Raw genomic sequence first — 13,732 nt, 5'->3', positions numbered from 1 at the left:
GCATGGCTCTCTGGCATCGCTTCACGCTTGTCCTCGCCGCGCTCGCCTTCTCGGCGGCCAGCGCCATGGCCGCGGGGCAGATGGCACCGGACGAGCCCCTGCCGGACAGCCTTGCCTTCTACGTCGCCGCCGGCGGTGATCTGGCCGATCTCTGCGCCGGCGGGCCGGGCGGCCACGGAAGCGGCCATGCGGGCCATTGCCCGATCTGCCATGGCCTGCCCGAGGCGCCGGCCCTCGCCTTCGACCCGGCCGCCGAGCGGCTCGCCCTGCCGTGGCAGGCGCCCGCGCTGGCCGATTTCGGCCTCGCGCCCCTCGCGCCGGCCCTCCCGCCCGGCGCCCGCGCCCCGCCGAGCACGGCCTGAGCGAGAGACCCGCGCCCCTTCCCGGGGCACCCAGCGTTTCACGCCGCCGCTGCGGGCCCGAGGGCCCCGGCGCGGCGCCCTTTCGGAGGCATGTCATGCCCAAGATCACGATCCTTTCCGCCCTTCTCCTCTCGGCCATGCCCGGCCTCGCCCTTGCCGGCGGCGCTGCCCGGCCCGGGGGCGACGCCCCTTCCGCCGACCGGCTGCCCGTCCTCCTCGTCGCCGATGAGGTGACGAGCTGGGAGGTCGGCGCGCTGACGATCCTTGGCGCCTATTCCCGCGCCACGCTGCCGAACGCGCCGGTGGGCGGCGGTTTCCTGACGGTGGAAAACGGCGGCGAGACCGACGACGTGCTCATCGCCGCCAGCTCTCCCACCGCCGGCAGCGTCGAGCTGCACGAGATGCAGATGGACGGCGACGTGATGCGGATGCGCGAGCTGGAGGACGGCCTGCCGATCCCCGCCGGCGAGACCGTCGTGCTCGAGCCCGGCGGCTATCACCTGATGCTGCGGGAGCTTGAAGGCCCGCTCGTGGAGGGCACCGAGGTGCCGGTCACGCTCACCTTCGCCGAGGCCGGCGCGGTGGAGATCGTGCTGTCCGTCGGTGCCATCAACGCCTCCGGCGCGACCGGTCAGGGAATGGACCATGGCTCGATGGGCCATGGCGATGACGAAGATATGGATACGGACATGGACATGGACATGGAGGCCAGTGAATGACCACCCGCACGCTCAACATCCTCCTCTGGGCCGCCGTCGCGGTGGCCCTCATCGCCGGCGGCTCGGCCTGGTTTCTTCTCAGCCGGGGCAGCGACCTGCCCATCGCCTCCACCCTCGGCCAGGGCGATTACGCCCTGACCACCACCGAGGGCGAGGCCTTCACCGAGGCGACCCTCACCGAGGGCCGCCCCTCGGCGATCTTCTTCGGCTTCACCCATTGCCCCGATGTCTGCCCGACGACACTCGGCGACCTCCTGACCTGGCAGGAGGAGCTGGGGGAGGAGGCGGAGGATCTGCGTATCTACTTCGTCACCGTCGACCCCGAGCGGGACGATGCCGAGACCTTGGGCGAATATGTCTCCTGGGTGCCCGGCGCCACCGGCGTCACCGGCCCCAGGGGCGAGATCGACAAGGCGATCCGCGCCTTCGGGGTCTATGCCGCCAAGGTGCCGCTCGAGGATGGCGACTACACGATGGACCATTCGGCCTTCGTGCTGCTCTTCGACGGGCAGGGGAATTTCACCCAGCCGATCACCTATCAGGAGCCAATGGAGAGCGCGCTCTCCAAACTCCGGCAGGTGCTGTGAGGCGGGTCAGCGGATGATGAGCTCGTCGGAGCGGATATAGCCCAGCACGTCGCGGGCGCGCTCGTCGAGCAGATCGAGGTCGAGGTAATCGTCGGACAGGCGATGGGTGAGGTTCTCCATCTTCGCCACCTCGGCCTCGAGCGTCGCGAGCTGCTCCTGCAGCGCCCGCTCCTCCGCCTCGACCTCGGCGCGGCGGAAGAGTCCGTAGTCGCCCTGGACGGCGGCGAACATGAAATAGACCGCCAGGAGCACCATGGCGGAGCTGTAGACGACGGGCGCCAGCGGCGGACGGCTCATGCGGATCAACGGACTGCTCCTCGGGGGCCGCCTCTTGGCGGGCGGCGCGTGCGGGTCAGGATATGGGGCCGGGCCGTGGGAGCAAGAGGGCCGGGGGCGCGGGCGCCCGGGGCGCGGCGGAAATGCCATAGGGGGCGGTCGTTCCGGCCGGGAGGGGCGTGGGACAAGCCGCCGGGGGCTGCCGGATGAAAAGACTGGCTTTCAACTGGCGCCCGCCGCTAGGATGCCCTTGCGGAAGTCACGAGTGGCACGAGACATGCGACCCCGATGGATGGTCCTTTGCGGCGCGCTCGCCGCCACGCCGGCCATGGCCGATGTCACGGCCTGCACGCTCACGCCGAACGAGAAGTCGGGCCTCGCCTCGGCCGAGCTGCGCATCTTCCATTACGAAGACTTCGTTCATTCGATCGTGCTCGAGGCGCGGACGGAGTACGGCGACGATCTGCCCTATCTCTTCGTCTGCGAGACGACCTGCGCGATGGAGATGAAAGGCGACCTCGATCGCTATCGCCTGACGCTCGAGGGCGCGCCGCTTGCGCCGGAGCGGGTGGTGCTCGAGACCGAGGGCCTGCAGGACGATTTCACCCATAGCGACATCTTCGACGTCGAAGGATGCCGCGACCTGCCGTGATGGCACGCCCCCACGTGCCTCAGGGCACGTCGTACTGGACCCTCGTCTCCACCGTCAGTTGCAGCCCGCCGCTGCAGGGCGGGGTGCCGAGCGAGGGGCAGAAATCGGGGGCCGAGACGCTGGCGGTCAGGTCGCCATAGGCCGTGCCGTAATCCGAGCCGGGCGCGCCGCGGGTGAGGCTGAGGATCTCCACCTCCGCCGGGACGGTCAGCAGCGGCTCGCCGAAATTCTCGCCGTTGAGCGTGACGGTGGCGGGGCCCGTGCGGCCGGCCGAGAGGCTGGCCAGGTCGGCCCGGATCACCAGCGTATTCGCCGGGTCGTCCCAAATGCCTTCGGGATAGGCGCCGATGTTGAGATGAAGGTTGGGGTAGCTGCGGAACTGCGCCGAGGCGTCGAAGGCGCCGACGGAGAAGTCCCAGGTCTGGTACATGACCGGCACCGCCTCGATGGTGCCGCTGAGCGTGCCCATCAGGCTCGGCTCCCAGTCGTCGCCGGGGCCGAGCGTGCCGAGGCCGGGCTCCAGAAGCACCACCTGCTCGGCGGAGTCCTCCGCAGGCGCGACCTCGGCGCCCTCGGGCGCCGCCGGGGCGGCGGCCTCCTCCGCGCAGGCCGCGAGGAGGAGGGGCAGGGCGAGCGCCCCACTGAGGAGGAGCGCGCCCCGGGTCATCAGTCGTTGCCCAGGTAGATGTCGACCATCTGGTCGAGAAGCCGCATGGCCTCGTCCCGCGGCCGCTGGAAGCAGTTCCGCCCGATGATCGAGCCGTTGCCGCCGCCATCACGGATGGCGCGGGCATCGTCGAGCACCGAGTCGCCGCCCTTCTTGGCGCCGCCGGAGAAGACGATGATCCGCCGCCCGCCGAAGGCGGAGTTGACGCAATCCTTCACCCGCGCCGTCTGGGTGGAGATGTCGATCCCCTCGGCCTCGTAGACCTTCTTCGCCTCGGCGAGCTCGAGGTGATCCGTCGACAGCTTCACCTTGATGATATGCGCGCCGAGAAGCGCGGCGATATGGGTGGCATAGGCGGCGATGTCGATCGCCGTCTCGCCCTCCTTGCTGATCGCCTCGCCGCGCGGATAGCTCCAGATCACCGTGGCGATGCCGGCGGCGGCCGCCTCGCGGCGCATTTCTGAGATCTCCTCGAACATGTCGAGCGCCATGTCGGAGCCGGGGTAGATCGTGAAGCCGATGGCGGCGCAGCCGAGGCGGAGCGCATCGTCCACGCCGGCCGTGATCGCCTGGTTCTTGCCGGCGGTGCCGGACATCAGGCTGTTGGCGGAGTTCACCTTCAGGATCGTCGGGATCTGCCCGGCGAAGGTGTCGGCCCCGGCCTCGAGCGGCCCCAGCGGCGCCGCATAGGCCGAGAGGCCGGCGTCGATGGCGAGCTGGTAGTGGTAATGCGGGTCATAGGCGGGCGGGTTGGGGGCGAAGCTCCGGGCGGGCCCGTGCTCGAACCCCTGGTCCACCGGCAGGATGATCATCTTGCCGGTGCCGCCGAGCCGCCCCTGCATCAGCATCCGCGCCAGGTTGCCCTTCACGCCGGGGGTCTCGCCTTCGTATTTCGCCAGGATATCGCGCACGATCTGGGTCATGGCCATGTCTTCGGTCCTCCTTGTCGCCCTCCCGGATAGAGGCCGGGCCCGTGGGGTGCAATTCTGTTATCGCCACCAGCCTGTTTCATCGGGCTCAGCCGAGGGCCGCCACCCCGGGCAGCTCCTTGCCCTCCATCCATTCGAGGAAGGCCCCGCCGGCGGTGGAGATATAGGTGAACTCCTCCGCCGCGCCGGCCTGTTTCAGGGCCGAGACGGTGTCGCCGCCGCCGGCGACCGAGACGAGCCCGTCGTTGACGGTCAGCTTGCCGGCGATCTGGGCGGAGGATTTGGTGGCAGAATCGAAGGGCGGGATCTCGAAGGCGCCGAGCGGGCCGTTCCAGATCAGCGTGCGGCTGCGGCCGAGGGCGGTGGCGATGGCGGCGACGGCGATGGGGCCGGCGTCGAGGATCATCATGTCCTCCGGGCAGTCGTCGGCATGGACGATACGGCTCTCGGCATGGGCCTTGAACTCGCGCGCCACCACGACGTCCTCGGGCAGGAGGATCTTGCAGCCGGCGGCCTCGGCCTTGTCCATGATCTCGCGCGCCGTCTCGGCAAGGTCATGCTCGCAAAGGGATTTGCCGACGCCGATCCCCTTGGCGGCGAGGAAGGTATTGGCCATGCCGCCGCCGATCACCAGCGTGTCGACCTTGGCGACGAGATTGCCGAGGAGGTCGAGCTTGGTCGAGACCTTCGCGCCGCCGACGATGGCCATCACCGGTCGCGCCGGATTGCCGAGCGCCTTGTCGAGCGCCGTCAGCTCCTCGGCCATCAGAAGGCCGGCGCAGGCGGGCAGCAGATGCGCGAGCCCTTCGGTGGAGGCATGGGCGCGGTGGGCGGCCGAGAAGGCATCGTTGCAATAGACATCGCCCAGCTTCGCCATGGCGGCGGCGAGCTCGGGGGCGTTCTTCTCCTCGCCCGGATGGAAGCGGGTGTTCTCGAGGAGCAGCACCTCGCCGGAGGGCAGGGCCGCGGCGGCCTCCTCGGCGGCGGGGCCCACGCAATCCTCGGCGAAGCGCACCGGCACGCCGAGCGCGCCTTCCAGCGCCGGGCGGACATGGCTGAGCGACATCTCCGCCACCACCTTGCCCTTCGGCCGGCCGAAATGGGCGAGGAGCACCGGCTTGCCGCCCTTGGCGAGGATCGCCTTCACCGTCGGCACGATCCGGTCGATGCGGCTCATGTCGGTGACGCGGCCGCCCTCCATCGGCACGTTGATGTCGACGCGCGTCAGAACGCGCTTGCCCTTCAGATCCATCTGCTCGAGCGCTGTCCAAGCCATCGCGGCCTCCCGAATTCTTGTTCGCCCTTTTGGTGGCCCCCCCCGCCCATGGCGTCAAGGCGCGCCTTGGCATTCGGCCGGAAGCCGCATAGCGTCCGCCGCAAAAGAACGGAAAGGAAGGCCCATGGCCGAGATCAAAGACCCGGAGAACACCATCCTGATGGAGCTGAAGGGCGGCACCGTCGCCATCGAGCTCCTGCCGGACGTCGCGCCCAAGCATGTGGCGCGCATGAAGGAGCTGGCCCGCGCCGGCGCCTATGACAACGTCGCGTTCCACCGCGTCATCGAGGGTTTCATGGCCCAGACCGGCGACGTCGCCCATGGCAACATGGAGAAGGACTTCAACATCAACATGGCCGGCCGCGGCGGCTCGGACCTGCCGGACCTGCCGGCGGAATTCTCGGGCGTCCCGCATGACCGGGGCACGCTCGGCGCTGCCCGCTCGGCGAGCCCGGATTCGGCCAACAGCCAGTTCTTCATCAACTTTTCCGACAACCACTTCCTCAACCGCCAGTACACGGTCTACGGCCGGGTCATCGACGGGATGGAGCATGTGGATGCCATCACCCGGGGCGAGCCGCCTGCCAGCCCCGACCGCATGATCTCCGTCAAGGTGGCCTCCGATGCGTAATCTCCTTCTCGCCTCCGTGGCGGCGCTCGCCGCCGGCCCCGCCTTCGCCGCCGGCCTCGACATCGAGGTCGAGGGCGAAGCCAATGGTGTGATCCATATCGAGCTCTTCGAGGACACCGCCCCGGCCCATGCCGAGCGGCTGACGACGCTGGCCGCCCAGGGCGCCTATGACGGCGTGGTCTTCCACCGCGTCATCGACGGCTTCATGGCGCAGACGGGCGACGTGCAATACGGCAAGGCCGGGGGCGACATGTCGCGGGCCGGCATGGGCGGCTCGGACTTCCCCGATCTGCCGGCCGAGTTCACCGATGCGCGCAGCTTCGAGCGCGGCGTCGTCGGCATGGCCCGCTCGCAGAGCCCGGACAGCGCCAACTCGCAGTTCTTCATCATGTTCGCCCCGGCGCCGCATCTCGACGGCGCCTACACGATCGTGGGCGAAGTGACCGAAGGGCTCGACGTGCTCGACGCCATCAAGCGCGGCACTGGCGCCAACGGCGCCGTCGTCGGCCAGCCCGACGTGATGGCCAGCGTGACCGTCACCGAGTAAACCTCGGACTTGCAAGGAAAAGAGCCGCCGCGCCATGAAGAAGGACCGGATCGACGCCTTCGGCGCGGCGGCACTCGTCGGCTTCTCGCTGCTCCTGGCCATAAACCAGGTCGTGACGAAGCTGACCTACGAGGGCATCCAGCCGGTCTTCTTCGCCGGAATCCGCTCGCTTGGCGCCGCGCTCTGCATCTGGGCCTTCTTCCGCCTGAGGGGCAGGCCCATCCGCCTCGGGCAGGGCCGGGTGGCGCTGGCCGGAGCGATCTGCGGCGTGGTCTTCGCCTTCGAGTTCATGGCGCTCTTCCTCGCGCTCGACCTCACCAACGTCACCCGGACCTCGATCCTCTTCTATTCCATGCCGGTCTGGACGCTGCTCATCGGGCATTTCGTGCTCGGGACGGAGCGCATCACCGGCGCCGCCGCGCTGGGGCTCGCCTGTGCGATGGGCGGCATGGTGCTGGCGCTGGCCGAGCGGGGCAGGCAGGCGGCGAGCCTCGCGGGGGACCTCTGCGCCATCGCCGGCGCCATCGGCTGGGCGGTGACGCTGCTCATCGCCAAGCACTCGCCGTTGAGGGAGCTTCGCCCCGAGGGGCAGCTCCTATGGCAGGTCCTGGTCTCCGCCCCGATCCTCCTTCTCCTCGCGCCGTTCTTCGGCCCGCTCATCCGCGAGTTCGAGCCGGTGCACCTCATCGGCATCGCCTTCCAGATCGTCGTGGTGGTGAGCTTCGGCTTCATCTTCTGGCTGTGGCTCCTGTCGATCTACCCGGCCGGGGGCGTTGCCAGCTTCTCGTTCCTCGCGCCGGTCTTCTCGGTGGGGCTCGGCTGGCTGGTGCTGGGGGATCACCTGAGCTGGCGGCTCTTCGCGGCGCTGGCGCTGGTGGCGCTCGGCATCGTCTTGATCAACCGCCGCAAACCCTTACCGCCGCCCGAGGCCTGAGGCGCGGAACTCAATCAAGTTCCGTGCACGAACGTCGCGCGACATTCGTTGTCAGGCCGTCGGAAGAGGGGGGGGAAGTGCAGGCTTCTGTTGCCAGGTGCCTGCGAACCCCGCCTTACGCTGCTAGGCGCAAGGGCTTAGATTTCGATCTTCCGGACTGCTTAGGCAGCCAGGGCGATCGGAGCACGATTGTTGTTGGCAACTATGCTTTACGGACCGATAACGGTGGTACCTCACCGGGACAAAGCCACACCTTTAGACGTTCGTCGATCCTGTTTCGGCCCCATTTACCCTCCAACAACGGGTTTATGGTGGAGCCGCCGGGTACCGCCCCCGGGTCCGATCCGCTTATTACGAGCGCGTTTATGTCCATAGTCCCGAAGGACAGGGATCAAGATAGGGCCCAAGTGCCCGGCTGACAAGGGGCAGGCGCGGCCCGGCTGCGCCCGTCTGGGGCCCGGGGCGAGAGCCCGCGCGGCACCCCCCGCGCTCCCCGCCGGACAGGGCCCAAGTCCTTCGCCCGCCTGCCGAATGAGGCCGCCGTGGGGCAGCTTCGGCCCCGAATTGCCGCTCGTCTGCCCCATTCATGCCGGAGACAGGCCCTACATCGTCAGACAGGTTCCGCAAAGGAGCACGTCCGGCCATGATGGCTGATCTCTACGACCGATGTCTCAAGAAGCTTCGCCTCTGGCGCGCTGCCGAGGATGGCAGCGTCACCATCGAGTACGTCCTGTGGATCCCCGTCATCTTCTTCATCTTCGGCATGACCGTCGATGCCACCATGCTGATGCAGAAACAGTCGCAGTTCTTCATCGCCGCCCGCGATGCCTCGCGCCAGGTGGCCGTCGGTGCGCTCAGCGATGCCGAGGCCGAGAGCCAGCTCGCGTCGCGTTTCGCCGAGGTCGGCGGCCTGTCGGCGCGGGTCACCACCACGGGTGATTTCGTCACCTCTTCGATCTCGGCGCCCTTCAGCGCCTTCACGCTCTTCGCCGATGCGCTGAAGGACGGCACGCTCGTCGCCGAGGTCTCGATGCTGGTGGAAACCGATGGCACCTGAGCGCTTCCTCAGGGCCGAGGAGGGCTCGGCCAGCATCTGGGGGATCTTCGTGATCCTCGCCTCGTCCATGGTGATGGGCCTGGCCATCGACTATACCAACGGCTGGCGCGAGCAGACGCGGATGCAGGTCGCTGCCGATGCTGCCGCGCTCGCCGCCGCCACGCGGCTCGACGATCTCGACACCGCCCGGCAGACCGCCATCGACGTCGCGGCGATGAACCTCGGCGACAGCGGCATGGTCGCCGCCGAGGATGTGGAATTCGGCACCTACGACCCGGAGAGCCTGGAATTCGTCGAATACCTCTCTGCCGGGCTCGAGGCCGAGGAGGTCGATGCCGTGCGCGTCTGGCCGCGGCGGACGGCGGAGCGGGGCAACGAGCTGTCGACCTATCTGCTCCGCCTCGTCGGCACGGAGGCCTTCTCGATCGGCGCCAATGCCGTGGCGCTCGCCCCGCCGGCGCCCGCCTCGGGCGGCACCGAGCGGCCGGCCTGCTCCTCGGCGACCTTCCTCTCCACCGGCCATATCCAGACCGGCGGCGGCAATTCCTTCTACGGCGATACCTGCATCCACGGTGAAGGCGGCGTCGCCACCGGCGGCAACGACTACCTGCAGGAAAGCGTACGCTTCTCGGCGCCGAGCCTCAGCCAGATCTACCTCGCGCCCTACAGCCCCTCGAACGTGCCGCCGGAGAACTACAAGGTCGAGCGCAGCCTCGCGCCGGTGATCCTGCCGACGCTGTCGAGCCGCTGGACGACCATGTGGAACACCTTCTGGAATTCCACCGCCACCACCTATTCCGGCCCGCTCCTGCCCGATTTCATGTTCGAGGGCGGCCCGGCTCGCATCGTGCGCAAATCCGGCTGGTGGACGGTCCAGCCCGGCGACGTGCAGCCCAACACGATCTACGTCATCAACGGCGGCGCGCAGTTCGCCGGCAATGTGCAGGCGCATAACGTCGCCTTCATCGTCAACGGCCAGCTCGGCGTCGGCGGCGGCAACGATCTGCATTTCGAGGATTTCTTCGTCTTCGCCGACCGGATCCAGCTCGCCGGCAACATCACCTGGGGGCCGCGCTCGGCCTGGTGCGACGCCGATGCCTTTTCCGTCTACCTCTTCGGCCGCTCGGCGCTGTCGATGGGCGGCTGGGGCAAGGCCGTGTCGTCGCACAACGTGCTTGGCGTCGCGCCCGATTTCAATCCCGGCGGGGCCATGACGGCCTCGGGGATCTACTACGAGTTCAGCAATCGCAATGCCTCGCTCGGCGGGAACATCAGCATCGGCGCGGAATGCGCCGGCCAGTATCTGGAAAGCCATTACGGCCGCGTCGATGTGCCCGGCCCGCCGGTGGCCGGCTCCGGCCCGCGCCGCGCGCATCTGGTGCGCTAGGATTTCCTGACCTTCCCAAAGAGGATCGACGTTGTAATCTCCCGATCGGAGCGTCCCGTTGCGGGCGCCGGATTTGGAGTGACGAAATGCATATTATCAACCGATTTCTGGGGGCCGCTGTCCTGAGCGCCCTATTGGCCGCCCTCATGCCCGCTGCCGCCTCCGCGCAGGAGGCCTGCGGCACCCGCTATCCGGCCAGCGAAGAGAGCTACACCTGCACCTGTCCCGCGGGCCTGCCGGGCGGCACCGTCTGGGGCTCCGACCCCTACACGACCGACAGCCCCGTCTGCCTCGCCGCCATCCATGCCGGCGTGATCGACGAGAGCGGCGGCGAGATCACCGCGACGCTGATGGCGGGGCAGGAGAGCTACAGCGGCTCGGTCGCCAATGGCGTCACCACCCGCAACTGGGGCAGCTACGGCTCGAGCTACAGCTTCGGCACCGGCGTGGTGATCCCCGCCAACCTCTCCAACTGCGAGCGCTTCCCGGCCGAGGAGGACCGCTACATGTGTGTCTGCCCGGCGAATGACCAGAACCGCAGCGTCTGGGGCTCCGGCCCCTATACCGCCGACAGCGATGTCTGCACCGCGGCCCGCCATGCCGGCGTCATCGGCGCGGAGGGCGGCGTGATCTCGGCGCTCGCCGCCGAGGGGATGGAGAGCTATCCGGCCAGCGAGGCCAACGGCATCTCCACCAGCGCCTGGGGCCGTTACAACCGCAGCTTCACCATCACCAAGGGCGCGCCGCTCGTCGTGGTCGAGCGCCTGCCGGAGATCGAGCCGGTGCCGGAGATCGTGCCCGAGCCCGTGTCTGAGCCCGAGCCGGTGTCCGAGCCGGAGGTCGTGCCGGAGGTGACGGTGAACAACACCGTCCCCGCCTCGACGCCGGGCATGGCGGCCTGCCTGCGCTTCCCGGTCGGTGAGGAGAGCTACACCTGCAACTGCGCGGCGGGCGAGGGCACCGGCTCCGTCTGGGGCTCGGGCCCCTATACCGCCGACAGCGACATCTGCGCGGCGGCGCGCCATGCCGGCATCATCGGCGAGGGCGGCGGCGACATCACCGCGCTCGCGGTGCCGGGGCTGGAGCGCTACACGGCGAGCGAGGCCAACGGCATCTCCTCGGGCGCCTGGGGCCGCTACGCCAACAGCGTGACCTTCGACCGGAACTGGTGATCCGCTCCCGGCCTCCCCGGGGGCCGGGTCCACCCCCCGTCGCGTTCAGCGGGGCTGCGCCTCCTGCCATTCGGGCAGGGGGAACAGCCGGTCGTAGCCCCAGTTGAAGACTAAGGCGTAGCACATGTAGAAAACTGAAAACGCCAGATCCATCACGAAGGCCTGCCAGAGCGAGATCTGCAGATACCAGGCGATGAAGGGCATCAGGATCAGGAGCATCCCGACCTCGAAGGTCACGGCATGCAGGACCCGCCAGCGCGGCGTCTTCTCCGTCGTGCCCCGCACACGGCGGAGCATCAGGTCGAAGCCGTAGTTGAACACCATGTTCCAGAGCATGGCGATCACGGCGCTGCCCACACCGACGACGCCCATGTCCCCCAGCGGCTGATGGAAGGCCAGCGCGCCGAGCGGGATGGCGATGACGAGGGCGATGAGCTCGAAGGCGATGGCGTGGCGGAGACGGTCGAGCGGGCTGCGCATGGGTTCCTCGTCAGGGGCCGGGTCGTCCCGGGTGGGTCCGTCTTTGGAGGTCGTCCTCGCGAGAGGCAAGATGACCCGCCCGGCCCGCCGCTTCAAGGGGCGCCCCCGGCCGCCGGCCGCCGTGGGCCTCGGGCCACCACCCGCTCAGGCGCCGTCCGGCCGCTCCTCCGCCCAGAGGAGCAGCGCATCGAGCCGGGGGCAGAGCGCGCGGCCCCAGTCGGTCAGCCCGTACTCCACCCGCGGCGGCACCTCGGGATGGATGGTGCGCGTGACGACGCCATGCTCCTCGAGCTGGCGGAGCTGCTGCACCAGCATCTTCTGCGAGATGCCGGGAATGGCCCGTTCAAGTTCGGAGAAGCGCATCACGCCGCCCCCGAAGAGCTGGAAGAGGATCAGGAGCTTCCAGCGGCCGGAGAGGATCGCCAGAACCTCCGCCACCCCGTCGGCCGCCGTGGCCGGGCTGTACGCCTTGCGCTTACCGGAAGGTGCGTTGTTCCCCATTCTGTGCGTTCTTGTCCTTGCCATCTCGCGCGCCCAGTTCGGGGGCACATGCAGATGAAGGACCGAACCCATGCAGATGTCACCCCCCGTCGCCGCCTATCTCGCCGCCGCCGCCCGGCTCGACGCGCCGGCGATGCTCGCCCCCTTCGCCGCCGAGGCGCGCGTCTTCGATGAAGGCGCCTGGGTCAGCGGCCGCGCCGCGATCGAGGCCTGGATCGCCCGCGCCTCCATCGCCAACGAGGCCCGGCCGGAGGTGCTGGAGGTCCGCCATGAGGCGGGCGAAGAGCAGGTGCGCGCCCGCGTGTCCGGCAGCTTCAAGGGCTCGCCGGTGGAGCTGACGCATCGCTTCACCGTGGCGGGGGGCGAGATCACCTCGCTCAGGATCGGCTGAGCGCAAGCAAATGCGCCCGGGCCGTGAAGCCCGGGCGCCTGTCAGATGCCCTCGAGGGGGCTTAACTCAGAAGCCGGCCTTGATGAGCTCGAAGGTCTCGGCATGACGCTCGCGCAGCTCGTTCGGGATCGGCAGCTGGGCGAGGATCGGCACGTCGACCGAGCCGACGCCGGCGATCTCGAGATCCGCCGGATCCATCTCGTCGAGCGCGCGGCGGTTGGCGAGGCCGTAGCCCGAATCGAGCAGCGCCGTGGCGATGGCCGGGTCGAGCATGGCGTTCATGAAGTCATAGGCCTTGTCTTCTGAGCCCGCGCCGTCGGCCATGTTCACATAGCCGCAGAGCCAGACGGAGGAGCCTTCGGCCGGCTCGCGCTGGAAGCCGATCGGCCGCCCTTCCTCGACCATCGTCGGATAGGTCTCGTTCCAGGCCCAGGAGATCAGGATCTCGCCGGTGGACATGAGCTGCGCCAGCTCGGCCGGGTCGGACCAGTAGGTCCGGATGTTCGGATGCACCTGGCGGAGGAAGTCCGCCGCCGCCTCGAACTGCTCGTCCGTCACGTTGGTCCAGTCGGAGACGCCTGTGGCGAGGTAGCCGAGCGCGAAGGCGTCATCGACGTTGTCGGGCATCGTCACGCGGCCCGCATACTTGGGGTCGGCGAAGACGGCGAGGGTCGAGACGTCCTCTTCCGGCACTTCCTCGGGGTTGTAGGCGATGGCGGTGGAGCCGAAGTTCTGAGGAATGAACCAGACATCCTCGCCCTCGCCGGAGACGGCCTGGCCGGTCAGGTTGCGGTCGATGTTCTCGTATTCGGGGATGCGGCTGACATCCCAGGGCTCGATGATGCCGCTCTCGGCCCATTTGGTGACGGAGCCGGCACAGATCTGCGTGACATCGGCCTCGAAGCCGGCGCGCACTTTCTGAAAGGCCTCTTCCTCGTCCGAGAAGAAGGACCAGGTCGGGCTCATGCCGTAGGTCTCGATATAGGCCGGGTGGTAGTCGGGATTCTCGAAGCCGGGATAGTCGAGCACGATGAGCTCGCTGTCCTGCGCGGCGGAGGCCGTGCCGAGGGCGGCGAGGGCGGTGCCGATTGCGGTGGCGGCGATGAGGGTCTTGCGCATGTTGGTCTCCCCGATGTGGTCTAGGCTTTTGGCGAGCCTAGGAGC

General features: G+C 68.8%; 18 protein-coding genes and 1 other RNA gene. 11 read left to right on the top strand and 8 right to left on the bottom strand.

The window, feature by feature from the left end; all coding sequences use genetic code 11:
• Window positions 1-2 precede the first annotated feature (2 nt).
• The 3 genes from ACAZ03_RS09920 (at window position 3) to ACAZ03_RS09910 (ending at window position 1,668) form a co-directional block, all read left to right on the top strand.
• On the top strand, window positions 3-362 hold the full coding sequence (locus ACAZ03_RS09920) for a hypothetical protein (RefSeq protein WP_373353188.1): 360 nt from the start codon (window positions 3-5) through the stop codon (window positions 360-362).
• A 95-nt stretch (window positions 363-457) separates the two neighbouring features.
• Window positions 458-1,081, top strand: a complete 624-nt coding sequence (locus tag ACAZ03_RS09915; protein WP_373353186.1) for a copper chaperone PCu(A)C — start codon at window positions 458-460, stop codon at window positions 1,079-1,081.
• Entirely contained in the window at window positions 1,078-1,668 is a 591-nt protein-coding gene (locus tag ACAZ03_RS09910; protein ID WP_373353184.1) for an SCO family protein, read from the top strand. Before ACAZ03_RS09915 ends, ACAZ03_RS09910 begins: the two co-directional genes overlap by 4 nt.
• A gap of 6 nt (window positions 1,669-1,674) precedes the next feature.
• Here ACAZ03_RS09910 and ACAZ03_RS09905 read toward each other — a convergent pair whose 3' ends face one another.
• Window positions 1,675-1,965, bottom strand: coding sequence for a septum formation initiator family protein (locus tag ACAZ03_RS09905; RefSeq protein WP_373357067.1), 291 nt, complete (start codon window positions 1,963-1,965; stop codon window positions 1,675-1,677).
• Window positions 1,966-2,221: 256 nt separating this feature from the next.
• Here ACAZ03_RS09905 and ACAZ03_RS09900 point away from each other — a divergent pair, with 256 nt between their 5' ends.
• A complete protein-coding gene (locus tag ACAZ03_RS09900; protein ID WP_373353183.1) occupies window positions 2,222-2,596 on the top strand; it encodes a hypothetical protein in 375 nt (124 codons plus the stop codon).
• A 19-nt stretch (window positions 2,597-2,615) separates the two neighbouring features.
• Here the strand turns inward: ACAZ03_RS09900 and ACAZ03_RS09895 are convergent, their stop codons facing one another.
• The 3 genes from ACAZ03_RS09895 to ACAZ03_RS09885 all read right to left on the bottom strand — a co-directional run bounded on the left by ACAZ03_RS09895 (window position 2,616) and on the right by ACAZ03_RS09885 (window position 5,468).
• Entirely contained in the window at window positions 2,616-3,263 is a 648-nt protein-coding gene (locus ACAZ03_RS09895; protein WP_373353180.1) for a hypothetical protein, read from the bottom strand.
• A complete protein-coding gene (locus ACAZ03_RS09890; RefSeq protein ID WP_373353178.1) occupies window positions 3,263-4,192 on the bottom strand; it encodes a class I fructose-bisphosphate aldolase in 930 nt (309 codons plus the stop codon). Before ACAZ03_RS09890 ends, ACAZ03_RS09895 begins: the two co-directional genes overlap by 1 nt.
• Before the next feature lie 88 nt (window positions 4,193-4,280).
• Window positions 4,281-5,468 (bottom strand): phosphoglycerate kinase, encoded by a 1,188-nt coding sequence (locus tag ACAZ03_RS09885; protein ID WP_373353177.1) that lies wholly within the window; start codon window positions 5,466-5,468, stop codon window positions 4,281-4,283.
• Window positions 5,469-5,592: 124 nt separating this feature from the next.
• On the opposite strand from ACAZ03_RS09885, the gene ACAZ03_RS09880 reads away from it, so the two are divergent.
• Genes ACAZ03_RS09880 through ACAZ03_RS09870 form a run of 3 tightly spaced genes read left to right on the top strand, consistent with a single transcriptional unit; the run spans window position 5,593 to window position 7,580 of the window.
• Window positions 5,593-6,099, top strand: coding sequence for a peptidylprolyl isomerase (locus tag ACAZ03_RS09880; protein ID WP_373353175.1), 507 nt, complete (start codon window positions 5,593-5,595; stop codon window positions 6,097-6,099).
• A complete protein-coding gene (locus ACAZ03_RS09875) occupies window positions 6,092-6,646 on the top strand; it encodes a peptidylprolyl isomerase (protein WP_373353173.1) in 555 nt (184 codons plus the stop codon). The genes ACAZ03_RS09880 and ACAZ03_RS09875 overlap by 8 nt, the downstream gene beginning before the upstream one ends.
• 34 nt (window positions 6,647-6,680) lie before the next feature.
• On the top strand, window positions 6,681-7,580 hold the full coding sequence (locus ACAZ03_RS09870; RefSeq protein ID WP_373353172.1) for a DMT family transporter: 900 nt from the start codon (window positions 6,681-6,683) through the stop codon (window positions 7,578-7,580).
• 76 nt (window positions 7,581-7,656) lie between these two features.
• Here ACAZ03_RS09870 and ssrA read toward each other — a convergent pair.
• Window positions 7,657-8,006, bottom strand: a transfer-messenger RNA (tmRNA) gene (gene ssrA, locus ACAZ03_RS09865).
• Window positions 8,007-8,223: 217 nt separating this feature from the next.
• Here ssrA and ACAZ03_RS09860 point away from each other — a divergent pair.
• From ACAZ03_RS09860 to ACAZ03_RS09850, 3 genes are all read left to right on the top strand, one after another.
• Window positions 8,224-8,637: a TadE/TadG family type IV pilus assembly protein gene (locus ACAZ03_RS09860; RefSeq protein WP_373353170.1), complete on the top strand. Its 414-nt coding sequence runs from the start codon at window positions 8,224-8,226 to the stop codon at window positions 8,635-8,637.
• On the top strand, window positions 8,627-10,024 hold the full coding sequence (locus ACAZ03_RS09855; protein WP_373353168.1) for a pilus assembly protein TadG-related protein: 1,398 nt from the start codon (window positions 8,627-8,629) through the stop codon (window positions 10,022-10,024). Before ACAZ03_RS09860 ends, ACAZ03_RS09855 begins: the two co-directional genes overlap by 11 nt.
• A gap of 146 nt (window positions 10,025-10,170) precedes the next feature.
• The gene (locus ACAZ03_RS09850; protein WP_373353167.1) at window positions 10,171-11,196 is read left to right on the top strand and encodes an LCCL domain-containing protein; all 1,026 of its coding nucleotides are present in this window, start codon (window positions 10,171-10,173) and stop codon (window positions 11,194-11,196) included.
• A gap of 45 nt (window positions 11,197-11,241) precedes the next feature.
• Here ACAZ03_RS09850 and ACAZ03_RS09845 read toward each other — a convergent pair whose 3' ends face one another.
• Both ACAZ03_RS09845 and ACAZ03_RS09840 read right to left on the bottom strand, forming a co-directional pair.
• The gene (locus tag ACAZ03_RS09845; RefSeq protein ID WP_373353166.1) at window positions 11,242-11,676 is read right to left on the bottom strand and encodes a PACE efflux transporter; all 435 of its coding nucleotides are present in this window, start codon (window positions 11,674-11,676) and stop codon (window positions 11,242-11,244) included.
• 144 nt (window positions 11,677-11,820) lie between these two features.
• Window positions 11,821-12,177 carry a winged helix-turn-helix transcriptional regulator gene (locus ACAZ03_RS09840; protein ID WP_373353164.1) on the bottom strand — a complete coding sequence of 119 codons (357 nt, stop codon included), beginning with the start codon at window positions 12,175-12,177 and terminating at the stop codon, window positions 11,821-11,823.
• A 70-nt stretch (window positions 12,178-12,247) separates the two neighbouring features.
• On the opposite strand from ACAZ03_RS09840, the gene ACAZ03_RS09835 reads away from it, so the two are divergent.
• Window positions 12,248-12,568, top strand: coding sequence for a nuclear transport factor 2 family protein (locus ACAZ03_RS09835; RefSeq protein WP_373353162.1), 321 nt, complete (start codon window positions 12,248-12,250; stop codon window positions 12,566-12,568).
• 66 nt (window positions 12,569-12,634) lie between these two features.
• Here the strand turns inward: ACAZ03_RS09835 and ACAZ03_RS09830 are convergent, their stop codons facing one another.
• Complete coding sequence (locus ACAZ03_RS09830; protein WP_373353160.1) at window positions 12,635-13,687, bottom strand: extracellular solute-binding protein; 1,053 nt, start codon at window positions 13,685-13,687, stop codon at window positions 12,635-12,637.
• Window positions 13,688-13,732 lie beyond the last annotated feature (45 nt).

The organism is Pseudoroseicyclus sp. CXY001, assembly GCF_041714655.1.
In the GTDB taxonomy this organism is placed as follows: domain Bacteria; phylum Pseudomonadota; class Alphaproteobacteria; order Rhodobacterales; family Rhodobacteraceae; genus Pseudoroseicyclus_A.
The sequence above is the reverse complement of the archived record's forward strand: the minus strand, read 5'-3'. Positions and strand labels throughout refer to the sequence as shown.